The 22,307-nt window shown below is 63.2% G+C and carries 21 protein-coding genes; 12 read left to right on the top strand and 9 right to left on the bottom strand.

The genetic code is table 11. From position 1 onward, the window contains the following. Nucleotides 1-53: 53 nt before the first annotated feature. From NATGR_RS19180 to NATGR_RS02100, 4 genes are all read right to left on the bottom strand, one after another. Entirely contained in the window at nucleotides 54-341 is a 288-nt protein-coding gene (locus tag NATGR_RS19180; protein ID WP_015233239.1) for a hypothetical protein, read from the bottom strand. Between the two features lie 430 nt (nucleotides 342-771). Next, entirely contained in the window at nucleotides 772-1,857 is a 1,086-nt protein-coding gene (locus tag NATGR_RS02090; RefSeq protein WP_005576476.1) for an SDR family oxidoreductase, read from the bottom strand. Beyond that, nucleotides 1,845-3,431: a succinic semialdehyde dehydrogenase gene (locus NATGR_RS02095; RefSeq protein WP_005576474.1), complete on the bottom strand. Its 1,587-nt coding sequence runs from the start codon at nucleotides 3,429-3,431 to the stop codon at nucleotides 1,845-1,847. Before NATGR_RS02095 ends, NATGR_RS02090 begins: the two co-directional genes overlap by 13 nt. A gap of 127 nt (nucleotides 3,432-3,558) precedes the next feature. Beyond that, nucleotides 3,559-4,848 carry a polysaccharide deacetylase family protein gene (locus tag NATGR_RS02100; protein ID WP_005576472.1) on the bottom strand — a complete coding sequence of 430 codons (1,290 nt, stop codon included), beginning with the start codon at nucleotides 4,846-4,848 and terminating at the stop codon, nucleotides 3,559-3,561. Nucleotides 4,849-5,258: 410 nt separating this feature from the next. Here NATGR_RS02100 and NATGR_RS02105 point away from each other — a divergent pair, with 410 nt between their 5' ends. Both NATGR_RS02105 and NATGR_RS02110 read left to right on the top strand, forming a co-directional pair. After that, a complete protein-coding gene (locus NATGR_RS02105; protein WP_005576470.1) occupies nucleotides 5,259-5,645 on the top strand; it encodes a DUF2267 domain-containing protein in 387 nt (128 codons plus the stop codon). Further along, nucleotides 5,642-6,328 (top strand): class I SAM-dependent methyltransferase, encoded by a 687-nt coding sequence (locus NATGR_RS02110; RefSeq protein WP_005576468.1) that lies wholly within the window; start codon nucleotides 5,642-5,644, stop codon nucleotides 6,326-6,328. The genes NATGR_RS02105 and NATGR_RS02110 overlap by 4 nt, the downstream gene beginning before the upstream one ends. An 8-nt stretch (nucleotides 6,329-6,336) precedes the next feature. Here NATGR_RS02110 and NATGR_RS02115 read toward each other — a convergent pair whose 3' ends face one another. Further along, the gene (locus NATGR_RS02115) at nucleotides 6,337-7,236 is read right to left on the bottom strand and encodes a universal stress protein (protein WP_005576466.1); all 900 of its coding nucleotides are present in this window, start codon (nucleotides 7,234-7,236) and stop codon (nucleotides 6,337-6,339) included. Between the two features lie 82 nt (nucleotides 7,237-7,318). Next, nucleotides 7,319-8,029 carry a class I SAM-dependent methyltransferase gene (locus tag NATGR_RS02120; RefSeq protein ID WP_005576464.1) on the bottom strand — a complete coding sequence of 237 codons (711 nt, stop codon included), beginning with the start codon at nucleotides 8,027-8,029 and terminating at the stop codon, nucleotides 7,319-7,321. Between the two features lie 289 nt (nucleotides 8,030-8,318). On the opposite strand from NATGR_RS02120, the gene ppc reads away from it, so the two are divergent. The 5 genes from ppc to NATGR_RS02145 all read left to right on the top strand — a co-directional run bounded on the left by ppc (nucleotide 8,319) and on the right by NATGR_RS02145 (nucleotide 14,308). Next, nucleotides 8,319-11,009 (top strand): phosphoenolpyruvate carboxylase, encoded by a 2,691-nt coding sequence (gene ppc, locus NATGR_RS02125; RefSeq protein WP_005576461.1) that lies wholly within the window; start codon nucleotides 8,319-8,321, stop codon nucleotides 11,007-11,009. A gap of 299 nt (nucleotides 11,010-11,308) precedes the next feature. Continuing rightward, nucleotides 11,309-11,524, top strand: a complete 216-nt coding sequence (locus NATGR_RS02130; RefSeq protein WP_005576457.1) for a hypothetical protein — start codon at nucleotides 11,309-11,311, stop codon at nucleotides 11,522-11,524. 69 nt (nucleotides 11,525-11,593) lie between these two features. Beyond that, nucleotides 11,594-12,196, top strand: coding sequence for a DUF420 domain-containing protein (locus NATGR_RS02135; RefSeq protein WP_005576455.1), 603 nt, complete (start codon nucleotides 11,594-11,596; stop codon nucleotides 12,194-12,196). Nucleotides 12,197-12,402: 206 nt separating this feature from the next. Continuing rightward, nucleotides 12,403-12,843: a hypothetical protein gene (locus NATGR_RS02140; RefSeq protein WP_005576454.1), complete on the top strand. Its 441-nt coding sequence runs from the start codon at nucleotides 12,403-12,405 to the stop codon at nucleotides 12,841-12,843. A 658-nt stretch (nucleotides 12,844-13,501) separates the two neighbouring features. After that, nucleotides 13,502-14,308, top strand: a complete 807-nt coding sequence (locus NATGR_RS02145) for a CBS pair associated ParBc domain-containing protein (RefSeq protein WP_005576452.1) — start codon at nucleotides 13,502-13,504, stop codon at nucleotides 14,306-14,308. A 169-nt stretch (nucleotides 14,309-14,477) separates the two neighbouring features. On the opposite strand, the gene NATGR_RS02150 is transcribed toward NATGR_RS02145, so the two are convergent. After that, nucleotides 14,478-15,542: a polyprenyl synthetase family protein gene (locus NATGR_RS02150; protein ID WP_005576450.1), complete on the bottom strand. Its 1,065-nt coding sequence runs from the start codon at nucleotides 15,540-15,542 to the stop codon at nucleotides 14,478-14,480. A 176-nt stretch (nucleotides 15,543-15,718) separates the two neighbouring features. Here NATGR_RS02150 and NATGR_RS02155 point away from each other — a divergent pair, with 176 nt between their 5' ends. Together NATGR_RS02155 and NATGR_RS02160 are read left to right on the top strand one after the other, a co-directional pair. Then, complete coding sequence (locus NATGR_RS02155) at nucleotides 15,719-17,029, top strand: M28 family peptidase (RefSeq protein WP_005576448.1); 1,311 nt, start codon at nucleotides 15,719-15,721, stop codon at nucleotides 17,027-17,029. Between the two features lie 247 nt (nucleotides 17,030-17,276). After that, nucleotides 17,277-18,080: an NAD(+)/NADH kinase gene (locus NATGR_RS02160; protein ID WP_005576446.1), complete on the top strand. Its 804-nt coding sequence runs from the start codon at nucleotides 17,277-17,279 to the stop codon at nucleotides 18,078-18,080. Here NATGR_RS02160 and NATGR_RS02165 read toward each other — a convergent pair. Next, nucleotides 18,077-18,328: a hypothetical protein gene (locus NATGR_RS02165; RefSeq protein ID WP_005576444.1), complete on the bottom strand. Its 252-nt coding sequence runs from the start codon at nucleotides 18,326-18,328 to the stop codon at nucleotides 18,077-18,079. The genes NATGR_RS02160 and NATGR_RS02165 overlap by 4 nt on opposite strands. A 100-nt stretch (nucleotides 18,329-18,428) precedes the next feature. Continuing rightward, a complete protein-coding gene (gene nth / locus NATGR_RS02170; RefSeq protein WP_005576442.1) occupies nucleotides 18,429-19,112 on the bottom strand; it encodes an endonuclease III in 684 nt (227 codons plus the stop codon). A gap of 86 nt (nucleotides 19,113-19,198) precedes the next feature. On the opposite strand from nth, the gene NATGR_RS02175 reads away from it, so the two are divergent. From NATGR_RS02175 to mvaD, 3 genes are all read left to right on the top strand, one after another. Beyond that, nucleotides 19,199-20,377, top strand: coding sequence for an ABC transporter ATP-binding protein (locus NATGR_RS02175; protein ID WP_005576440.1), 1,179 nt, complete (start codon nucleotides 19,199-19,201; stop codon nucleotides 20,375-20,377). Continuing rightward, nucleotides 20,374-21,195, top strand: coding sequence for a hypothetical protein (locus NATGR_RS02180; protein ID WP_005576438.1), 822 nt, complete (start codon nucleotides 20,374-20,376; stop codon nucleotides 21,193-21,195). The genes NATGR_RS02175 and NATGR_RS02180 overlap by 4 nt, the downstream gene beginning before the upstream one ends. Before the next feature lie 78 nt (nucleotides 21,196-21,273). After that, nucleotides 21,274-22,257: a phosphomevalonate decarboxylase MvaD gene (gene mvaD, locus NATGR_RS02185; protein WP_005576436.1), complete on the top strand. Its 984-nt coding sequence runs from the start codon at nucleotides 21,274-21,276 to the stop codon at nucleotides 22,255-22,257. Nucleotides 22,258-22,307: the final 50 nt, after the last annotated feature.

Consider the following 22,307-nt stretch of genomic DNA (forward strand, 5'->3'; position numbering starts at 1 on the left):
CTGACGAGAACTGCCTGCTGAATTTAGAGCGTGTCTTTAGCAGTCGAGCAACATCAATTGTACGTGGCTGCAAGTGCAGCAACGGCAAACGCGACTACCACTGTGAGGGCAGCCCAACTGCCTACAAGTATCGGAGATTCGTCGGATTGACCGACCACAGTTGCTATCCCAATAGTGAGCAGTCCGTGAGCCGTGAGAATCCCGCCAGCCCGGGTGGCAAGTTCCTCCGGACCCTCATGTTCTGGATATTGAGCGAGTAGCTCTGTCCGCCCATACCAGATTGCGATACCAAACCCAGCAATTAGTAAGCCGGTTGCAGCCAGAACGACAGCCTCTCTCATTGATGGTCAATATTCTGTGACATTTGTCTAAGTCATTTCGCCCCAAAGATCGGGCAGTACGAACCCCTTCTCCAATGAGTCAGTTGTGCAAGACTCGCGCTGTCTATGCAGCAGGAACGGAACGTTCTACTCGGATTCTGTCAGAAACTGCGTGCTGAATCCAGAAGGAAGATGCATCACCAGTCTCTGCGCGAGCGAAGCGAGCGCGGTTCCCGGGCGGCGAGGCCAAAGGCCGAGCAGCCCGCCTTTTTCATCGAAGCTTTTGCGCCAGCGCGGGGCCGTCGGTCCCGCGAGCCATGCGAACGGATGCTTTGCATCCGTGAGCAGAGAGTGGTTCGCCTTCGGCGAACCCGACGCGGAAAAAGTTCGCGTCTCCTATTCAGCGCGGCTTCTCAGACCTATCGCCAGTTATGGATCTCGACAAATCCAGCTAGACCATCGCCTCGTCGCCGACATCGGGGTTCTCGAGCGCGTACGCGACGAGTCGATCGACGTAGGATTCGAACGGCGGCACCTCGAGTCCGGTCCCCTCGAGCGCCTGCAGCGTCTTCGGGCAGGCGTACCGCGTCGGGTGGTCGAGGTAGTCGAGGGTGGCGGACTCGAGCGGCAGCGACGACTCGAGTCGCGTCGTCACTGTCTGGGCGATCGGTTTCGTCGTCGGCAGCGTGAGGGTACGGTGGCCGGCTGCCTCGGCGATGACGTCGACGAATCGCGGGACCGACAGTGGCGCGGGATCACAGAGCTGATAGACCTCGCCTGCGGTCTCCTCACGGTCGCTCAGGCACGCGATGGCGTCGACGACGTAGTTTCTGGGGACGACGTTTAGCTCGGCGTCGCTCGAGTCAGGCAGCGAGAACGCCATCGAGAGCCACGCGGGCTGGGCGAGCAGGAGCCGAAGCAGGTAGTACGGGCCGTCGTACTTGTCGGTCTCGCCGGTTTGGCTGTCGCCGACGACGATCGCGGGTCGGTAGATCGTCGCGGGCAGGCCGTCGTTCATCCGGTCCCGAACCGCGACCTCTGCTCGGTACTTGGTCTCTTCGTAGTGGTTGTTGAACGATTGCCCTTCTTGCAGGTGGTCTTCGATGAACACGCCGTCGTACCGGCCGCTGACGTAGCAGGTGCTGACGTAGTGAAAGCGGTCGACGTCGAGACGCTCGGCGAACTCGAGGACGTGTTCGGTCCCCTGGACGTTGACCGCTTCTGCCAGGTCGCGGTCGACGCCGAGGTCGTAGACGGCCGCGAGGTGGTACAGTTCACAGCGGTCGCCGAATGACGTCTCGCCCAGTCCGAGGTCGGGTTCGGTGATGTCGCCCTCGTAGAGCCGAATCGCGTCTTCGTCGCCGTCGATCCTGGCGGTGATCTCTCGCGCTCGTTGGCGTGCGGTCTCGAGGTACTGTGGCTGGACCAGACAGGCGACTGGCCCGTCGCCGCGGGCGAGGATGCGCTCGAGCAGTGCCGAGCCGAGAAAGCCCGGGAACCCGGTGAGAAAGACTTCGGCGTCGCTCACGGCAACCACCTGGCGAGCCGTCGCTGGACGGCAGTTAGACCGAACATGAAGCGAGCGAACCAGCGCGGTGAGATACCCGGCGGCGCGTCCATCGGTCCGATTCGGGAGGTCGCGATCGTTCGGACGTCGACGTACCGCTTGAGTCCCTCGGGTCCGTGACGGCGGCCGAGCCCCGAGTCGCCGAAGCCGCCCATCGGCGCGTCGATCGCCGCCCAGCCGACGGTGTAGGGATCGTTGACGCAGACGGTGCCACAGTCGATTTCGCGGGCGACCGCACGGCCGCGCTTGCGGTCGGCCGTCCAGACGCTCGCGTTCAGCCCGTATTCGGAGTCGTTCGCCCGCTCGATCGCTTCGTCGACGCTCGAGACGGCGTGGACGGAGACGACGGGACCGAACGTCTCCTCGCAGGCGACCCGTGAGTCGGGGTCGACGTCGGTCAAGATCGTCGGTTCGTAACAGAACGGGCCGACGTCTGGACGGGAACGGCCGCCCGAGAGCAGCGACGCGCCGTTCTCGACGGCGTCGTCGACGAACTCACGGACGGACTCGAGGTGGTCGTCGTCGATCAGCGAGCCGACTGCGGGGCCGTACTCGAACTCGAGGCCGAGCTCGAGGCGTCGTGTCGCACCGACGAAAGCATCGAGAAACTCGTCGTACCGGTGTTCGTCGACGTAGATCCGTTCGGGCGCGAGACAGAGCTGGCCGGCGTTCGTGAACGCGCCCTTGACCGCACCGCGGGCGGCTGTCTCGATGTCGGCGTCGTCTAAAACGAGCATCGGGTTCTTGCCGCCGAGCTCGAGCGAGCAACCGATCAGGTTCCGACCAGCCTGTTTGGCGACTGTTCGGCCAGTCTCGGTGCCACCCGTGAAGGTGACGTAGTCGACTTCGTCGACCAGCGCTGGACCGACCGTCTCCCCTTCGCCGGTGACGACCTGGAACAGGCCAGCAGGGAGGCCGGCCTCGGCCAGCAGTTCTGCGAGTGCCAACGCGATGAACGGCGTTCGCTCGTCGGGTTTGCAGACGACGGCGTTGCCGGCGAGTAACGCGGGAACGGCGTCGGTCATCGCGAGCGTCAGTGGATAGTTCCACGGCGAGATGACGCCGACGACGCCGACGGGATCGTACGTGACTGTCGCGTCTGCGGCTAGTGGCACCGCACTGGAGCGGTCCGCGTCTGCGAGGACCGAGACACCGTTTGCCGCGTAGTACGAGCAGGTCAACGGCACGTCGAGTACCTCCTCGACGGCGTGCTGGCGGGACTTCCCCGTCTCGAGTTGCACGAGGTCGAGCAGTTCTTCCCGCCGGTCGAGGACGAGGTCGCCGAACCGTTCGAGTATCGCCGCCCGCTCGTCGATCGTCGCCCGCTCCCAACCGGACTGGGCTGAGCGGGCGCGTTCGACCGCAGCCGAGACGTCGTTGGCCGTACAGGCCGGGACCGATCCGATCGCTTCGTCGGTGACTGGCGTCCGAACCTCGAGCGACGACCGCTCGCCAGGCGCTTCGATGCGGGCCGAGAGTCGCTCGAGACGTCTGGCAGCGAGCGTCGTCTCCGCGAAAATTTGCGGTCCGCTCGTCTGTCCCATGTCTCGATTCTCGACTCGAGAGCACCTGTAGTTTGGGTTAGAAGAACCTGTGGACGTGACGGCTCTGGCGATGCCGCACGTGCGACGAACTCGAGGTGAGTCTGCCGGACGAGGTGCGTGGGCCGTGTCAGCCCTCGTAGACGTACTGGTCGGCCATCTCGGCGGGCGTGATCACTTCGAGTTCGCCCTCGCCGACGAGTTCGTCGATCCGTGCGGCAGCTTCTTCGACTGCGGTGATCGATCTCTCGTCTTCGAGCGCGTAGAACGCGAGCGAGGTGATGCCGCCGTGTTCGGCCGTCCAGTCGAGTTTGGTTGCCACGTCATCGGGGTCCGGATCGGACACGACCGAGCAGAGGTGTGGATTACTGGCGTACCCCTGACACTCGGCCTGTCCCGCGAACGCGAGGTCGTAGTTCTCTTGGGCGAGTTCGTACGACTCCTCGGTGTACTCTGAGCCCGGGTACGCGAAGAACCGCGCGCCGTCTTCGTACCCTTGCTCCTCGAGCCAGTCGATCGGGTCCGTCACGGTCGACTCGAGTTCGTTCGAACTCGCGTTGCCGAGGTGGACGCCCTGTGCGGACTGGCTGCCGATCGTCCAGCCCGCGCTAGCGAGTTCGCCGACCTGGTCGTAGGTGAGCCGGTCGCCCTGGACCGCGACGTCGGCACGGAGTCGGTCGGTCGGAACGAACGCCGTCGCCGGAAGGTCGTACTCCTGGAGAATCGGCATCGCTTCCGTGTACTGAGACTCGTACCCGCCGTGGAACTGCAGCATGACCTTCCCGGTGTCGACGTCGGGAACGAAATGGAAGTCGTCGACCCACAACTGTCCCTCGGCGTCGTCGCCGAACCACCTGATGATCTGGAGAACGTAGACCTCGCTCAGGTCGGGTTCACCACGGACGCGCGTGAGGCCGAAGTTCTTGCGCGTCAGCGGCATGTCCTCCATCACCTGCTGGCTGTACTCGACGTAATCGCCGTCCTCGTCCTGAAGCTGGATTCGGACTATCCCGCGGTCGCTGGCGGTCATCGCGAGTCCGGGTGCGACGTTGCGGACGTCGATCGGTTCGTCCAGGGAACGACGAACCCTGACCTGCCCGTCCTCCTCGCTCGGCTCGAGTCGTGCACACTGTGAACCGCTAGAGGAGCGTTCCGGGTCGGCTCCGATCGAACCGATGTCCTGGAACGCGCCCCAGGGCTCGAGGTCCTCGAAGTCGTCGAAGGTCCCGAGGATTCCCGCCGTCTCTTCTGTTTCTTCTGTTTCTTCTTCCGTTCCTTCTTCCGTTTCTTCCTCGTCGTACTCGTCGTCGCCGTCTACGTCCGCGGGATCTTCTTCGTCGGCCTCGTCACCCATGCAGCCCGCGAGAGCGAGACCAGCAACAGTCGCCGTCGTCGTCGTGAGGTACGTTCGTCGCTTCATCGGTGTGTGCCGAGACACAGACCGACTCACCGGATTGTTATGTGGCAGATAGTGCGAACCGTCGCCTGCTACCGGTTCGATTATCTCGGGTAACGGCGGCGAACACAGATGGCGAGAGCGTTCGTCGACGGGCGAACTTCTCTGGTTCTGGGCTCGAGAAGGTGATATCGCCGTGTAAGCACCGGCAAGCAGATGCAGTGAAGCACAACGTTGGTATAGGATCGGCCAACCACGTCGCAGTCGCTCGAGAGCGTCGCCTCTGGGCCAGTCGCCAGTTGCCTGGGCGTCGTACTTTTATCCGATCGACCGACGTGGGTCCACTGTCTCGACTCGAGACTAGCCGTTCACGTGTCACTGCTGGGAACGGCGAAGCCGTCGAGACGACGTAGCCAGCCCACGGAGGACCCTACATGAACTACAAGAAATTCGTCGGACAGGTCCAGCACAGACTCGAGTACGCACAGTTCGGTCCGGCCGTCAAGGCGAGCCGCGCAGTCCTGACGACGCTCGGCGAACGTCTCCAAGCAGGCGAAGCGACGGACCTCGCTAGCCCGCTCCCGATGGAGATCGACCGTTACCTGACCGAAGCAAACCACGGACAGCGCTTCGACTACCAGGAATTTCTCGACCGAGTCGCCGAACGTGAAGGCGTCGATCGGGCGGACGCGAACTATCACGCACAGCAACTGCTCGCCGTCGTCGCCGATGTCGTCCCGCCCGGTAACGTCGAGAAGGTACGGGGACAGCTCCCAGCGGACTTCGAACCGCTGTTCGAACACGTCGAGATTGACGAGTGAGCGACGACCTCCCGCCAGCCCCAATCGCTCCCGTTTCCCGACCGAAAGCGGCCGCCAGGGACTGGTATGACTTCCTGAGCGCCTGGTACGATCTCGTTGCCGACTCGTTCGAAGCCCCGGCACGAGAGAGCGGTCTACGGCTGCTCGACCCCGGATACGGCGAACGAATTCTCGACGTCGGCTGTGGGACCGGCACGGCACTCGTCCCGATCGCTCGAGCCGTCGGCGCGGCGGGAACTGCAGTCGGGATCGACCTCGCGCCGGGCATGTGCCGGTCGTCGCGGCGAGCGCTTGCAAACGCTGGCGTCGATCCTGGCGCCGTCGTCATGGGCGACGCGGCGACGCTGCCCGTTCCCGACGACGCCTTCGACGCACTGTTTGCGAGTTTCGTCCTCGAACTGTTCGACACCGTGGAACTCCCCGCCGTTCTCGAGGAGTGGCGACGCGTCCTCGAGCCGAACGGACGGCTCTGTGTCGTGGCGCTGTCTCGCCGTCCCGGCCCAGTAACCGAACTCTACGAGTGGATTCACGAGCGGTTTCCGACGACCGTCGACTGTCGGCCGATCTACGTCAGGGAGACGCTTCTCGAGTCCGGCTTTCGGGTCGTCGACGGCCGATCGGAACGGGTCTGGCGGTTGCCGGCCGAGGTTGTCCTGGTTCGGCAAGCGTCGTCGCGGTCGTAATCTCGACGTTATATTGTGCCGGGACGCCCCCGGACTAGCGTTACTGGCCGGGGCGACCGACGGGCGACCCGTTCTGCGACAGACCCTGTCAGGAGCCGTGCGGCGAGCGACCGACCGTGGCTCCCCATGACGATCTGGTCGACGCCTTCCGTCTCGGCGTACTCGACAATCGCCGCCGCCGGCTTCTCGTCGCCGGTTGCCGTCTCGATCGTCGCGTCGTGATCGTCGGCGAGTTCCGTCGCCGACTCGAGGATCTCCTCGGCGCGTCGCTCGTGAGCGGTCACGACTTTCTCGAGGTAGGTCCCTGCGACGTCGGATCGCGGGCGATCGAACGGCAGCGACAGGGCGTGGAAGGCGACGTGGTCGGCGTCGGGAAACTGCGCGAGCACGTACTCGAGTGCCGCGTCTGCCTGTTCGGAGCCGTCGACCGGCACGAGGGCCGTCCCAGGTAGTTCGCGTTCTCGCATCGCCGTTGTCGACTCGGGGACGACCGTCGTCGACACCGGGGCACGGCGGACGATGGCCTCGCTGACGCGACCGAGAAACGGTCGCTTGATCTGCGACTCGCCGTGACTGCCGAGGACGACGTGGTCGATCCCTCGGTCGTCGTCGGCAGCCACGGATAGAATCTCCGTGTGTGGCGTTCCGGTCCGGAGCAGTGTCTCGAACCCAGAATCGTGGCCGTACTCGTCGGCCCGGCCGGCCGCCCGCTCGAGGACACGTTCGCCGCGCTCGCGGGCCCGTTCCGTCGACGGAGGGTCGCCCCCGGCGGTCGCTCCGTGGTCGTGGGTCGGATCGACGGCGTAGAGTGCGGTCAGTGCGGCGTCGGGAAACGACGCGAGGCTGTACTCGAGGCCGGCAAAGCCGTGGTCTGAACCGTCGACCGGGACGAGAACGTGCTGTGGCATAGTTGCTGGCGGCGGTGGTTCGCCGACCCGACGTTCTACACCGACGAGAATAAAGCCAGGCTACGATTAGGGCTGTCGAACGTCATTGCTTCTCGAGCGACGCCCGGTAGTAGTAGGTGTCGCGTGGTCGGCGAACCTCCGTGACGATCCAGTCGGTGCCGGTCGTCGCCTCACGGAGACGGTCGGGGCTGAACAGTCGGAAGAACAGGGTGTCGCCGACCAGGTCGGCGTACTCGTAGTGAAGCACGCGGTAGGCCAGTCCCGGTGTCGGATCGGCGCGGAATCCCAGCATCTCGTCTGCTCTCTCGGACGTTGGATCGTAGCCGTCGACGACGACCGTCGCCGCCGGCGTCGTGATCGTTGCGAGGTCCTCGAGCAATGCCTGGAGGCCCGCCATCGACCCCGCGAGCCCCAACTGAGTCCCGACGATCAGGACCGACCGGAACCGGTCGTGGTCGAACGTCTCGCGGAGGTCGAACATGTTGCCGTGGCGAACGTCTTCGACGCCACGTTCCGCAAGAAGCGTCACCAGCGACTCGCTGACCTCGAGTGCGACAGTCTCGAACCGCGCCTGGAAGTACAGCGCGTCCCGGCCGGCACCGGCCCCGACGTCGAGCAACGACCCCTCGAGGTGTGACTCGAGCCATCCTGTGTCCGTTTCGGCCTCGAACTCGCCGAAGTAGAAGTCCTCGACCGGATGGGACAACACCCTGTCGCCGTCACGCTGGTACAGCGGGTCCTCCCGCTGGCCCCGATAGTGGTCCAGCAACGCCCGTCCGAACGCGTCCGACATCGCTCTCGAGTGGCGTCTCGATCGGAACGCAGTTGAGCGTATCGGACGCCGCTCGGTGTGTCGACCCACGATCGAAACGATGCTCGAGACGGGGTCCCGAATCAGAAAACTACAAACTGAAAAAACGTTTTTGTTACACGGGTTGGTGCCGTACCCTCGGACGCAAATTACGTGATTTAACGTTATATACCACACAGATCATCTTTATCTGCCGTCGCCGAACCGAGAAGGCGGTGGCAATAGTAAACTTCACCAGGGATTTTTACATCTCCACTACGTCTCCCGTGATATGCAACTCCACAACAGGGGCGTCCGACAGGACGTCCGCGAACTCGGCGCGTTGCTCGGCGAGGTGATCAAAGACCAGACCTCCCGAAGCGCGTTCGACACCGTCGAATCGTGTCGGCAACGGTCGATCGAGTACCGGTCCGGCGATCTCGAGTCCCGCGAACCGATCGTCTCGCAACTCACGAATCGCTCGCCACACCAGCAACAGACCGTCGCGCGTGCATTTACGACTTACTTCGAACTGATCAATCTCGCAGAGGAACGCGAACGAGTTAGATCGATCCGGGCCGACTCCCAGGACGGAACACTAGAAGACAGCCTCGAGACGGTCGCCGAGGAACTCAGCGAGAAAGACACCGAAACCGTTCGGCAGGTGCTCGACGACGTCCTGATCGAGCCGACGTTCACCGCTCACCCAACGGAAGCCCGACGAAAGACCGTCAAGGCGAAGCTCCGGACGATTTCGAAGCACCTCGAGGCGCTCGACGAACGGCTGTTGACCGACAAAGAGAAAGCCCAGATGTGGCGTGACATCGACGCCGAGGTGACGAGCCTCTGGCAGACGCCCCAGGTCAGAAATCGTCAACCCGAACCCGAAGACGAGGCCCGGAACGTCCAGTGGTACCTCGAGAACACGCTGTTCGATGTCGTCGGCGAAGTGTACGACGAACTCGCCGACGCGATCGACGAGGAAGTCGATGGCGACCTCGAGATACCGAAACTGTTCGAGTTCCGATCGTGGGCTGGCAGCGACCGCGACGGCAATCCCTACGTCACGCCGGAGGTAACTGCGAACACCCTGGAACGGCAGCGATCGATTATCCTGGAACAGTACCGCGACCAGCTCAAGCGACTCTCGGGCGTGCTGAGCCAGGATGGGAGCCGGATCGACGCCGGCTCGGCGTTCGAGGCGTCGCTCGAACATGACCTGGAACGGCTTCCCGGCAGTGCCCGGACTGCCAAACAGCGGTATCCAGACGAACCATACAGACAGAAACTCAAACTCATGCGCGAGCGGCTGGATCGCGTCGGCGACGTTCGGCCCGGCGGCTACGACGACGCCGATGACCTCCTCGAAGACCTCGCGCTGATAGCCGAGAGCCTGCGAAACAACGGCTCAGAACGCGTCGTCGATGCACACGTCGATCCGATCCGGCGGCGGGTTGCGACCTTCGGCTTCTCGCTTGCCAGCCTGGACCTGCGCGAACACCAGGAGAAACACACCGGAGCCATCGCCGAGGCACTCGAGGAGGAGGGAATCGACTACCACGCCCTCTCGGAGGAACAACGCGTCGAGTTTCTCACCGACGCAATCTTCCAGGACGAACCCGTCCTCGATCTCGAGGACACCGACGGCTTCTCCGACGATACCTCTCGCGTGCTCCGGCTGTTCGCCGAACTCGGGAGCTGGCAGGCCGAGTACGGCGTCGAGGCGATCGATACCTACTGTATCTCGATGACCGAGGAGCCGAGTCACGTTCTCGAAGTCCTCTTTCTCGCCGACCAGGCCGGCGTCGTCTCCTTGCCCGAACACTGTGGGATCGACGTGGTACCGCTGCTCGAGACCGAGTACGCCCTCTCCGGCGCGCGGCGGATCATGGGGACGCTGTTCGAGAACGAAGCCTACGCCCAGGCGCTCGAGGCCCGTGACCACACTCAGGAGATCATGCTGGGGTACTCGGATTCGAACAAAGAGAACGGCTTCCTCGCGGCGAACTGGTCGCTGTACAAGAACCAGCGTCGTCTCGGCGAGATCTGTGACGACTACGACGTGACGATGCGGTTGTTCCACGGCCGAGGTGGCTCCATCTCCCGAGGTGGTGGCCCGATGAACGAGGCACTGCTCGCTCTGCCCAACAGCACCGTCACGGGCCAGGTCAAGTTCACCGAACAGGGCGAAGCGATCGCCGAAAAGTACGGAAACCCCCAGATCGCCGAACGAAACATCGAGCAGATGCTCAACGCACAGCTCCGAGCGCGCAAACAAGCTCTCGAGCAGCCCGAAGAGGAGGTCCGCGAGGAGTGGGTCGACGCCATGGAGACGATGGCCGATGCCGCCCGACAGGAGTACCGCGACCTCCTCGAGAGCGACGGCTTCGTCCAGTACTTCGAGCAAGCGACGCCGATCACCGTCATTGAGAACCTCAATCTCGGTTCGCGACCGGCATCCCGGTCCGGCGAGCGGACGGTCGAAGACCTGCGGGCGATTCCGTGGGTGTTCTCCTGGACCCAGTGTCGGTGCATTCTGCCGGGCTGGTACGCGGTTGCGGCCGGAATCGACGCGTACTTGGACGCCGGTGGCTCGACGGAGACGCTCCAGGAGATGTACGACGAGTGGCCGTTCTTCCGGACCACGCTCGATAACGCTGCGCTGTCGCTGTCTCGCACCGAACTCGGGATCGCCGAAATGTATGCGGAACTGGCCGACGAGGACCTTCGCAAGCGGTTTTTCCCCCGCGTGGCCGACGAGTACGAACGTGCGGTCGAACTGATCCAGACCATTGGCCAGCGCGACCAGCTACACACCCGCGACTGGCTGGGCGAGAACCTCGAGCGGCGCAACCCCTACGTCGATCCGCTGAACCTGCTGCAGGTATACTTGCTCGATCAGACCCACCGGACCGACGTCGAGGAACGGACCCTTCGGCTGACGGTGAAGGGTATCGCCGCCGGCATGAAAAACACGGGATAGAAAGAACGTACGCTCAGATGACGAACGAGTTCGCCCCGTCGGTCTTCTCCCATCACTCGTTCGTCTCAGCCGGTCTGTTGTAATTCTTTACCGGTGATCGCTCGAACGAGGTAGCGATCACCGGTAAAACGTTCCGACGATCCGTATCAGACGGTTTGCTGTCCGTCGTTGTCGGCACACCCGCGATCGAAAGCGGTTGCACCGGAACGTCGGTACAGCCCCCGTCTGGGAGAGGCGTTGGTACGTGACCGCTGGCGAGGACGAGAAGGCCTACAAGTCCGCGGTCGAACCAGCAGTCGATGAGCGAACACAGGACGGTCGCCGACATCCTCGAGCGAGTTCGAGAGTCTCGGCGTCGCAAACGCTGTCCCGACTGTGAGAACGTCGTAACGATCCGGGGATTCAGAGGCGAGTACCAGTGGACGTGCCTGGGCTGTGACGCGGTCGGCTTCGGATACACCAGTCGGTCGGACGTACTCGAGGCGCTCGAGCAGCGGCGCAATCGATCGCAGTAGGGCGGAAGCGACAGGTCGACACTGTCCGGAACAGCAAGACAAATACAGCTACTCTTCTAACGGCCGACAATGGCAACTGCGGACGCAAAACGTCGGCTCCGGGAACGACCGATCGGTGCAACGGTTCTCCTGACGATTGTCGGCTACGTGCTGGTCATCGGGACGTTCCTTCTCGACGTGCCGATCTATCCCGACCTGACTCACGCACAGATCAACCTGCTCACACACGTGATCGGCGTCATCAACGCGGCTGCGACGGTCTTGCTCGCCGCTGGCTGGTACTGGATCCGTGCGGGCGAGGTGCAAAAACACCGGCTGGCGATGGTCGGTGCGTTCGCGCTGATCCTGCTGTTTCTGGTGGTCTACCTGATCCGGGTCGGGGGTGGCGGCGAGAAACTGTTCCAAGGGCCAGAACTGATCCGGTACGCCTACCTGCTCATGCTCGCGGTCCACATCGTCCTCTCGATCGTGGCGGTGCCGGTCGTCCTCTACGCGTTGGTGCTCGGGCTGACACACACCCCGGCGGAACTCCGGAACACTGCCCACGCACGGATCGGTCGCATCGCCGCTGGAACGTGGATTCTCAGTCTCGTTCTCGGCGTCGTCACGAACCTGATGTTGAACCACATCTACGACTACGAGTTCGCAGCGATGGTGCTCCCGCTGTTTTAGTGTAGCACAACGTACATAAGTCGATCCGGTAACTCCTCGAGATGTGCTCGGCTTTCTTTCGTCTCTGTCAGGAACGTGCCAGAATTCGAACCCGAAGCGGTTGACCCTTTGCAAGCGCTACCGAAGACTACGATACCGCCCGCCTACTGGGCCGATTCGATAGACAACTCGCTCGATCCACGCGGACGTACTCACGAGAACAAACTATGACGAAAGACGATAGCACGGAAACCGAGAAAGGCCCGTTACGGATTCTCAAAAAGACCGCTGCCACCGTGTATCGCCAGCACATGCGCAGGAAGACGACGTATACGACGTGGGGGAGGACGATGAATCGCTATTCGGCCTCCCAGCAACGGTCGAACGAAGTTCAGTTTCGGGAGCCGCGACACCCCTGCGAGAATCCGTTGCTTCTCGTGTGCTGTGAGACGGATTCGGAAGAGTGGTACTTCGAAGTGGCCTCACACGGCGACCACCTCGTCGCGACCGCTGCATGCCGTATCGACCGCCGACCAGACGGGAAAGAGCCACAGAGTCTCGGTGACGCTAGTCTCGTCCCGAAAGACATCGAACAAGCGGTACTCGAGTACGACGGCCCCCACGCGGTCGACGTGGTTCGGAATCCGACCACGGAGCGCGGTGACTGATACGGCTTGCTGTATTCAATTACCGCCGATCGCCGACCGCGTTCTGGCGATCGGCGGTAACTAGTTACAGCAATCCGTCTGACGGGTGGGAGACACACAGCAACACGTGCTCGGGAATCAGAGTCAGAGTCGAAATCGAGACGGACAGTAACATGCCGTGAGTGATCGACCGATTGCGACGCTGAGCGTGGCCGGAGGCCCGGACGACGTTCTCGACCTGGACGCGTGTCCCGATAGCACAGAGACATCGCCCCCGATCGTAGATCGGCTATTCGGTGGCCGGATACCGCGACCTTCAGTCCGTGGGGAGATCACAGCAGTAACAGCCCGAAAGCCCACCCGCTTTAGCGGTGGGAGGAAGCGCGTAGGCTTGATTTAACTCCAGCTCGAATCGTGAAATACGCCCCACAGACCCAGAAGTGGTCGGTGAGACGGGCTGTCCGTCAGCCAGCCCCGGAGTCAGGGGGCGCTGATAGAGTCCCTCCGACTTCCTGCCTGATCGTCGCCTGAGAACGTCCCTGATTAGAAAGTCAGGGACGAGGGACTTTCGGGCCGGGAGCGCGAAACTCGGGAGTCCCACTGACAAGCCAACCCCTTCAGAGGTTGGTAGCTGACACAGTACGCAGTACTTTTGCACGCGGTCCCAGTAGTGGTGAGCATGGAGGTTGCGTCGGATCGGACGAAACCCCAGGTCGAAGAGTACATGACTCGAGACGTCGCCACCGTCTCGCCCGACGCGACGGTCGAGGCAGTCTCGACGCGGATCGCCGAAAGTGAAGGACACAATGGCTTTCCAGTCTGCGAACGCCGTCGCGTCGAAGGGTTCGTCAGCGCTCGAGACCTGCTGCGTGCCGCCGACGACGAGCCGATATTCAAGGTGATGACGACGGACCTGCTCGTCGCACATCCTGATATGAAGGTCACCGACGCTGCACGCGTCATCCTCCGATCGGGCGTCCAGAAACTCCCCGTCGTCGACGACGCAGGCAACCTCGTGGGCATCATCTCGAACGCAGATGTCATCCGGAGCCAGATCGAGCGGGCGACTCCCGAAAAAGTCGGAAAGCTGTTGCGAACGCTCGAAGAGATTCACGGCGTCGACCTCGAGCAGGAACGACGGACCGTCCCGATTGCGACTCTCACTCCGACCCAGGGGCGCGTGTACGCCGACGAGCTCGAGGGGCGGAAATACGAACTCGAGCGTGGACTGGCCGAGCCGCTGGTGGTCATCGACAACGCTGGGACGCTGTTGCTCGCGGACGGCCACCATCGCGTGCTCGCAGCGGATCAACTCGAGATCGACGAGATGGACGCCTACGTAATCGTCATCGACCACGAGATCGATCTCGGGATGGCCCGGACGGCAGCAAAGGAGAACCTGGCGCAGATCGACGACATCGAGGTCGTCGACTACGCACGACACCCACTCGTCCGGACGACGAAACGATTACAGTTCGACGAGTGATTGAGACGGTTTGCTGTCAGCCAGTTCCGGTGCGTCCGCGAGCCCGCCTGCGGTCGCGCCGGGACAGCGGGACAGCAGTCCGTACGAAAGCAGTGTTCCGACGGTCGGTCGGCGCAACCGTGCTTCGCCCGGCGGCCGTGCCGGGCCCGACCGCCAGCGGTCACGACGGTTACTCGTCGCGTTCGATGACGAACGTCGTAAACTCCTCGAGTTTTCGAGTCGTCTCGTCGCCGAGGTCGACTGCGTCAAGTTCTGTGCGGGCTCGTGCAGCGAGGTCGAGTGCCCGCTCGCGAGCGTACTCGATGCTGCCTGCGTCCTCGAGGATCGAAAGCGCCTCGAGTACTTCCTCGTCGGTGTTCTCGTCGGCTTCGAGGATTTCGGTGAGTCTGGCTGCGTCCGCGGACGGGCTCTCTTCTAGGGCGTGGATGACCAGCAGCGTCTTCTTGCCTTCGCGGACGTCGTTGCCGAACTCTTTGCCGAACTCGCCGGCGCGACCGAGGGAGTTTTCGACGTCCAGGATGTCGTCGCCGATCTGGAAAGCGACGGCGGTCAGTTCTGCGTAGTTGGCGAGTGCATCTTCGACCGCGGCGGACTGGTCGGTGATGATCGCGGCCAGTCGGGCCACGATCCGAGCGAGGCAGCCGGTCTTGCAGGCACACATCTCGAGATATTCGTCGGTGCTGATCTCGGCGTCGCCTTCGTTGTGCCAGCGAATGTCCATTCCCTGGCCGAGGTGGGTTCGGTTGAGTTCACACGTCAGCATCTCGTGGGCGGCCAGTCGCCGGTCGGCCGGGAGACCTGCTGGGTTTTCGGTGAGGACTTTCAGCGGCAAGAAATACAGCGCGTTGCCGGCGTTCAGTGCGATGTCCTGTCCGTAAATGTGGTGGAGAGCCGGTTGACCGCGTCGTTTCGTCGCGCCGTCCTCGACGTCGTCGACGATGATCGTCCCGTTGTGGAGAATTTCTGGTATACAGGCGTAAGGGAGATACTCTTCGGGGTCTTCTCCGAACTCTTCGACGAAGACCAGAAAGAGGACGGCGCGCCACCGTTTGCCGCCCCGATCCAGGAGCTCCCAGAACGGGTCCGCAAGCGCACGCTGGAGCCCCGCTGTATCGTACTTGTAGGTCGCCTCGCCGAAGAACGATTCGAGGTACTCGTCGTCTATCTCCCGGGGGACGAGGTCCTCGATGGCCTCGTCGATGGCCGGCCGCCATTCGGCAAGCGTCTCCCGCATACGCTTCTCGAGAGCGACTAGGGTAAAAAAGATTCTCAGTTGCCAGTGACTTTCGGCAGTCATCGTGTCACCAATAAGCCATCACGACGACACGACGTTTCGATCGACACGCACACACAGCCATTTCGAATCGAAAAAGCGGTACAGTTACCACACCCCAGTTCCACGCATCCCCCATGACGACCTGGATCAGTGATTTGTTCACTAGTGACGTTGGCTGGACCCACCTCGAGGGGCTGGTCGATGTCGGCATTCGAATGGCAGGAAGCGACGGCGAACGCGAGGCCGCAGAGCTGACCTGCGATGCGCTCGCTGAAGTTGGCACGCGAAACGCTCGCCTCGAGACGTTCGACGTCCAGGGCTGGACTCGCGGCGACAGCGAGGTTCTGGCTGGCGGAGAAGAACTCGAATGCATCGCACTTCCGCGCAGTCCCGACAATGCGACAACCGCACCGCTCGTCGATCTGGGTTACGGGCTCCCAGCCGACTTCGAGGAGGCCGACCTCGAGGGGAAAGTCGCAATGGTTCGCAGCGACATCCCCGACTACTACGAGCGATACATTCACCGCCGGGAGAAGTACTCTCACGCCGTCGAGAACGGGGCAGCAGCCTTCGTCTACCGCAATCACGTCGAGGGCTGTCTTCCGCCGACCGGTAGCGTCGGCACCGCGGACGATCCGATCGGTGACATTCCAGCCGTCGGCGTCTCGAGCGAGGTCGGCGCACGTCTCGCCCGCCGCTACGATGGCGAAGAGATCGAGGTTCGCGTCGACGCAGACGTTCACGACGCCACGAGCCAGAACGTCCACGCCGAACTCGGCCCCGACACCGACGACCGCGTACTCGTGACGAGCCACGTCGACGCCCACGACATCGCCGAGGGTGCCATGGACAACGGCGCGGGAACGGCGATGGTCGTCGAGCTCGCGAACGCCCTCGCAAAACGTGAGGACGAACTCGAGACCAGAGTCGAGTTCGTCGTCTACGGGTCCGAGGAGGTCGGCCTCGTCGGTTCCTCGTATCACTCCGAGACCACCGATCACGACTCGATTGCGGCGATCGTCAACAACGACGGCGTGGTCCGTGACCGCACACTCGAGTTCTACACGCACGGGTTCGACGGTCTCGAGGACGCCGTCGACGCCGTCTCCCAGGAGTACGACCATCCGATGCAGACAGTGCCGCAACTCGGCCCTCACAGCGACCACTGGCCGTTCGTCCAGTGGGGTGTCCCCGGCTACCACGTCAAATCGACTTCAGACGAGGTCGGTCGCGGCTGGGGCCACACATTCGCGGACACCCTCGACAAACTCGAGAAACGCGACCTCCGCGAACAGGCCATCTTGCTGACCGCACTGGTCGTCGACCTCGCGAGCGAGGACCGGACGGTCGAACACCGGTCGCCGGAGGCGATCGCTTCCGATCTCGAGGACCAAAACCTCGCGGAAGGGATGCGGATTACGGGCGGCTGGCCGTACGACGACTGATACGGTTTACTGTAAGTCATTTCCGGCACAACCGCGACCCGGGCGGCGGTTGCGCCGGTAAATCGTTACAGTAATCCGTATGAGACGGGCTGCTGTACCGATGTACCGACGCGACCGCGCGCTCTTGCGGTCGCGTCCGAAATGACCTACAGCAGACCGTATGACCACTCCTGGCGGACCGTCTTCGCGTCTTCGTCCAGCACCAGCCAACCGTACGCTTTTGCCCGGCCCTCGTGAATCCTCTCGTATGGATTCCGCTACGTGGGTCCCCGGCGAGGAGCCGGTCGTCGGATGCCTCACGGACGAGGAGGCGACACCGACGCCGGAACTGCAGGTCGACGATCTCGAGTCCGTCGTCGAACCGTACGGCGGGACCGTCGCCACCGGCGACCTCGAAGACGTTCTGTCGACGGACCCGTCAGTACTGGTCGTCCGGGGCGATAGCGGGCTCTCTGCAGTCGCTCGCGTAGGCGAACGCGCGACCGTGCTTCCAGTTGCCCCGGTTACGGGAATCGACGCCATCGATCCCGATCGGCTGTCCGCGGCTCTCGCAGCCGTCCTCGAGGGCGAGGCAACCGTCCGAGAGCGCTCGCTACTCGAGGTAGAGAGTACTGGCTGGGACGAACTAACCCAAGCCTTGTTCGACGTCGCGCTCGTCACCGACGAACCGGCTCGCATCTCGGAGTACGGCGTCCGATCCCGTGACGGCGAGGTCGCAACCTTTCGCGCCGACGGCGTCGTCGTCGCAACACCCGCCGGCAGTCACGGCTACTCGAGTGCCGTCGACGCGCCCTTGCTTTCGTCGGCCGTCGACGCCGTCGCCGCCGCTCCCATCGCACCGTTTGTCACCAACACTCGCCGCTGGGTCCTCCCGGAGAACGTGACGCTTACCCTCGAGCGCAACGAAGGCGACGTGACTCTCCTCGCTGACGGGCGAGCGATCAATACGGTCTCGTTCGGCGCAGAGGTCACGATCACCGCTGCTCCATCGGGACTCGAGACACTCGTCGTCACTGACGAACACCTCGAGAGCACTGAATCGCTGGGTTAGCTATTGTACGGTTCCTCGTCGCGGTGGTGGTGTGGATTCGTGTTCTCGAGGGCCTCGGCTTCGCGCTGGTCGGACTTGTGTTCGATGTCCTGCCGTCGTCGCTCCTCGTCTTCGCGTTCTCGGGCTTCCATCTCTTCTTCGGTGAGCTGTTCTTCGTCCGCTTCGTCCCGTGTCTCTTCGTTGGCGAGTTCGATGTCTCGGCCGTGCTCGTCTGTTCTAGTCTCGTCTGGCTCGGTGTCGTCGGTCATGGTCCCGGCCGACGGTACCGGGGAGCGAACAAAAGGGGTTGGGCTTGCGAGGGTCGGCCCCCCGATCGTCAGCGTCGCCGTTTGGCGATCGTCGACGACCTCACCAGGGCTCGCCCGAAGCGAGGTCGATCTCGTTATCGCTTTTTTCGGACGGGCAGATATCGGCCAATACGCAGTCGCTACAGTCCGGGTTCCGCGCCGTACAGACCGCACGGCCGTGGTCGATACAGAGGTGAGTAAACTGCTGCCAGTAGCTCTCTGGAACGATCTCTATCAACTCCTCTTCGATACGTTCCGGACGCTTCTCTTCGGTGAGTCCCAGACGTCGTGAGAGTCGCTGGACGTGCGTGTCGACGACGATCCCCTCGACGACGTCGTGGCCGTGCTGGAGGACGACGTTCGCCGTCTTGCGGCCGACACCCGAGAGGTCGGTCAGTTCGTCCATCGTATCCGGCACTTCACCGTCGTGTTTCTCGGCGATCGCCTCACAGGCGCTTTTGATGTAACCCGCCTTGTTGTTGTAGTAGGTGATCGAGTTCAGATCCTCAGCGAGTTCGTCCTGCGGGACTTCGGCGTAGTCCTTCGGCCCATCGTACTTCTCGAACAGGTGTTTGGTCTCCTGGTTCACCCGCTCGTCCGTACACTGTGCAGAGAGGATGACGGCGATCAACAACTCGAGTCGGTTCGAGTACCGCAGCGAAATCGTCGAGTCCGGGTACTCCGTCTCGAGGCGCTCGGTGATGTCCTCGGCCTGTTCCTGCCGCGTCTCGCGTGGGGTTCCCATAGGGGTGTGGTGGGATGCGGGTGGTTTCAGCGTTCGGGTTCGTCCGACCACGTGACCGGGACTCGCTTCCGACGGCAGCCTGCCAGATGCCAACACCTAACCACGATCCGACCGTCGGGTATCCAACGAACGAGACGATGACCCGATCCGACGGGCCCGGCCGAGAGGCCGGACCTCCGGCAATCCGCCTCGACGGACTGCGAAAGACGTTCGGCAGCGGCGAGAACGCGGTGACGGCCGTCGACGACGTCTCCTTCGAGATCGAACGCGGCACCGTCGTCGGCCTGCTCGGACCGAACGGCGCTGGCAAGACGACGACTATCAAGTCGCTGCTCGGCCTGATCGTCCCCGACGCGGGAACCGTCGAGATCGACGGCATCGACGTACACAGCCAGCCGACGCGGGCCTACGATCGCGTCGGCGCGATGCTCGAGGGCGCACGGAACGTCTACTGGCGGTTGACGGTCCGGGAGAACCTCGCGTTCTTCGCCGGACTAGGTGGTGACTCCCCCTCGACCGTCAGCGGCCGTCACGACGCGTTGCTAGAGCAGTTCGGGCTCGCTGACCGGGCGGAGACGGTCGTCAACGAGCTCTCCCGCGGGATGAAACAGAAGGTGTCGCTGGCCTCGACGCTGGCCCGCGACGTGGACGTGGTGTTCATGGACGAGCCCACGCTCGGCCTGGACGTCGAGACCTCCCTGGAGCTGCGTGCGGAGATCCGACGACTCGCGGACCGAGACGACGTCACGATTCTGGTCAGCAGCCACGATATGGACGTGATCGAAGACATCTGTGACCACGTGTTGGTCCTCGAGAACGGGCGGGTCGTCGCCGACGACGAGGTCGACGCCCTGCTCGACGTGTTTCGCTCTCAAGAGTACCGGATCGAGGTCGACGACGTACTTCCGGCGGCGGCACGGACCCGACTCGAGACGGCTGTCGACGCGGAGTGGACGGCTAAACGGGACGACCGCCGTCGAACGACGATTTCGTTCACCGCGACCGGCAGCGACGAGTTCTACGACGTAATCGACGTGCTTCGGGAACACGACCTCCCGCTCAGGGACGTCGAGTCGGTGACGCCCGATCTCGAGGACGTGTTTCTCGAACTCACTGCCGAGGACGGGCAGCGTTCCACGGCCGAGAGTCCGGCTGACTCGAGTTCGCCGGCGCGTCCGTCCCGGGACGGCGAGCCGGCGAGAGACGGCGGAGCGGAACCGGCCCGAGACGCCGGCGAGGAACTCGAGCGAGGTGACCGACGGTGAGCGACGGAACCCGGCGTGACTCTGGCGTGCCGGTTTCGATCCCCGATAGCTCGATTTTCCCGCTGTTGTGGGTCGTTGCCCGAAAACAGGTCGTGTTACTCCTCCGGTACCCGCTGAGCACTCTCTCGCGGTTTCTGACGATGCTCATCTTCTTCCTCGTAGTCTTCTTCGGCGGGCAGGCAGTCGCCGGCCCAGCCATCACCGACACGCTCGACGGGATCATCGTCGGTTTCTTCCTGTTTACGCTGGCGATCACCGCCTACTCCGGACTGGCCTGGAACGTCACCCGCGAAGCCCAGTGGGGCACTCTCGAGCGACTGTTCATGTCGCCGTACGGATTCGGCACTGTCATGGGCGTCAAAGCCGCCATCAACGTCTGTCTGAGCTTCCTGTGGGGCGCTGCGTTACTCTTCGCGATGATGGGAATCTCCGGCCGGTGGCTCACGTTCGACGTCGTCACCGTCGTCCCGCTGGCGGCGCTGACGGTCGCCTCCGTGATCGGCATCGGCTTCTGTTTTGCCGGCCTCGCACTGGTCTACAAGCGCCTCGAGAACCTGTTCCAGCTCGTCCAGTTCGGGTTCGTTCCCCTGATCGCCGCACCCGTCGGCGGCCTCGAGTGGCTGAAACTGTTCCCTGTCGCACACGGTAGCTATCTCACTCGCGTCGCGATGAGCGACGGGGTTCGGCTCTGGGAGCTCCCGGCGTCAGAGCTCGCGATCCTGACGGTCGTCAGCGTGGCGTACCTTCTCGCGGGCTACTACTGTTTCGTCCTCGCGAGCCGGAAAGCTCGTCGGGAGGGGCTTCTCGGACACTACTGACGGTCGAACCATCACCGCCGGTATTCTTCGCGGCGAGATGCCGTGAGCTTTAAGCGACCGTCACGCCCGTGTCTGGGTATGAAAGCGACCGCGATGGCCCACCCCATCCAGGGGCTGGTCAAGTACCACGGCATGCGAGATCACGTCGAGCGACTCCCCTACCACGACAGTATCAGCGTCTGTACGGCCCCGAGCCACACCCGAACCACCGTCGAGTTCTCTATGGATTACGACGAGGACACCTTCGTCGTCGACGGCGAAGAACTCGGGGGCCGCGCCGCCGAACGGGTCGAAGCCGTCGTCGAGAAGGCCCGCTCGCTGTCCGACGCCGCCCACACGGTCTATCCCGTCCGCCTCGAGAGCGAGAACAGTTTTCCGACGAACGTCGGACTCGGCTCCTCCTCGTCCGGTTTCGCGGCCGCCGCGATGGCACTCGCGGAGGCAGCGGAACTCGACGCCTCGATGCAGGAAATCTCGACGATCGCTCGAGTGGGGTCGGCGTCGTCGGCTCGCGCCGTGACGGGTGCGTTCTCCCAGCTTCAGACGGGACTGAACGACGAGGACTGCGTCTCCCGCCGGCTCCCGACCGACCTCCACGAGAATCTAAAGATTATCGTGGGGCTCGTTCCCTACCACAAGGAGACCGAAGACGCACACAACGAGGCCGAGGACAGCCACATGTTCGAGGCACGGAACGCCCACATCCACAGCCAGATCGCCGAGATGCGGGACGCGCTCCGCGAGAACGACTTCCACCGAACCTTCGAACTCGCCGAACACGACTCCCTCTCGCTTGCGGCGACGACGATGACTGGCCCCGAGGGATGGGTCTACTGGCAGCCCGCGACACTGGCGATCTTCAACCGCGTGCGCGAACTCCGTGAAGAGGAGGAGATCCCCGTCTACTTCTCGACGGACACCGGCGCGACCGTCTACGTCAACACGACCGACGAACACGCCGAGTACGTCGAAGAACAGATCAGCGACTGTGGCGTCTCGACATCGATCTGGGAGGTCGGCGGCCCAGCGAAGCTGTTAGACGAGGACGAGCACCTCTTCTAAACGAACGTTTGCGCTTGGGCGTGCCGCGCTCTCGGCAAAATCTCGAGAGA

Source organism: Natronobacterium gregoryi SP2 (assembly GCF_000230715.2).
Lineage (GTDB): Archaea > Halobacteriota > Halobacteria > Halobacteriales > Natrialbaceae > Natronobacterium > Natronobacterium gregoryi.

Excerpts from the sequence above, each read along its gene's own strand:
- NATGR_RS19180 (WP_015233239.1), bottom strand. The coding sequence starts at position 341 with ATGAGAGAGGCTGTCGTTCTGGCTGCAACCGGCTTACTAATTGCTGGG.
- NATGR_RS02095 (WP_005576474.1), bottom strand. The coding sequence starts at position 3,431 with ATGGGACAGACGAGCGGACCGCAAATTTTCGCGGAGACGACGCTCGCT.
- NATGR_RS02100 (WP_005576472.1), bottom strand. The coding sequence starts at position 4,848 with ATGAAGCGACGAACGTACCTCACGACGACGACGGCGACTGTTGCTGGT.
- NATGR_RS02105 (WP_005576470.1), top strand. The coding sequence starts at position 5,259 with ATGAACTACAAGAAATTCGTCGGACAGGTCCAGCACAGACTCGAGTAC.
- NATGR_RS02115 (WP_005576466.1), bottom strand. The coding sequence starts at position 7,236 with ATGCCACAGCACGTTCTCGTCCCGGTCGACGGTTCAGACCACGGCTTT.
- NATGR_RS02120 (WP_005576464.1), bottom strand. The coding sequence starts at position 8,029 with ATGTCGGACGCGTTCGGACGGGCGTTGCTGGACCACTATCGGGGCCAG.
- ppc (WP_005576461.1), top strand. The coding sequence starts at position 8,319 with ATGCAACTCCACAACAGGGGCGTCCGACAGGACGTCCGCGAACTCGGC.
- NATGR_RS02130 (WP_005576457.1), top strand. The coding sequence starts at position 11,309 with ATGAGCGAACACAGGACGGTCGCCGACATCCTCGAGCGAGTTCGAGAG.
- NATGR_RS02135 (WP_005576455.1), top strand. The coding sequence starts at position 11,594 with ATGGCAACTGCGGACGCAAAACGTCGGCTCCGGGAACGACCGATCGGT.
- NATGR_RS02140 (WP_005576454.1), top strand. The coding sequence starts at position 12,403 with ATGACGAAAGACGATAGCACGGAAACCGAGAAAGGCCCGTTACGGATT.
- NATGR_RS02145 (WP_005576452.1), top strand. The coding sequence starts at position 13,502 with ATGGAGGTTGCGTCGGATCGGACGAAACCCCAGGTCGAAGAGTACATG.
- NATGR_RS02150 (WP_005576450.1), bottom strand. The coding sequence starts at position 15,542 with ATGCGGGAGACGCTTGCCGAATGGCGGCCGGCCATCGACGAGGCCATC.
- NATGR_RS02155 (WP_005576448.1), top strand. The coding sequence starts at position 15,719 with ATGACGACCTGGATCAGTGATTTGTTCACTAGTGACGTTGGCTGGACC.
- NATGR_RS02160 (WP_005576446.1), top strand. The coding sequence starts at position 17,277 with ATGGATTCCGCTACGTGGGTCCCCGGCGAGGAGCCGGTCGTCGGATGC.
- NATGR_RS02165 (WP_005576444.1), bottom strand. The coding sequence starts at position 18,328 with ATGACCGACGACACCGAGCCAGACGAGACTAGAACAGACGAGCACGGC.
- nth (WP_005576442.1), bottom strand. The coding sequence starts at position 19,112 with ATGGGAACCCCACGCGAGACGCGGCAGGAACAGGCCGAGGACATCACC.
- NATGR_RS02175 (WP_005576440.1), top strand. The coding sequence starts at position 19,199 with ATGCCAACACCTAACCACGATCCGACCGTCGGGTATCCAACGAACGAG.
- mvaD (WP_005576436.1), top strand. The coding sequence starts at position 21,274 with ATGAAAGCGACCGCGATGGCCCACCCCATCCAGGGGCTGGTCAAGTAC.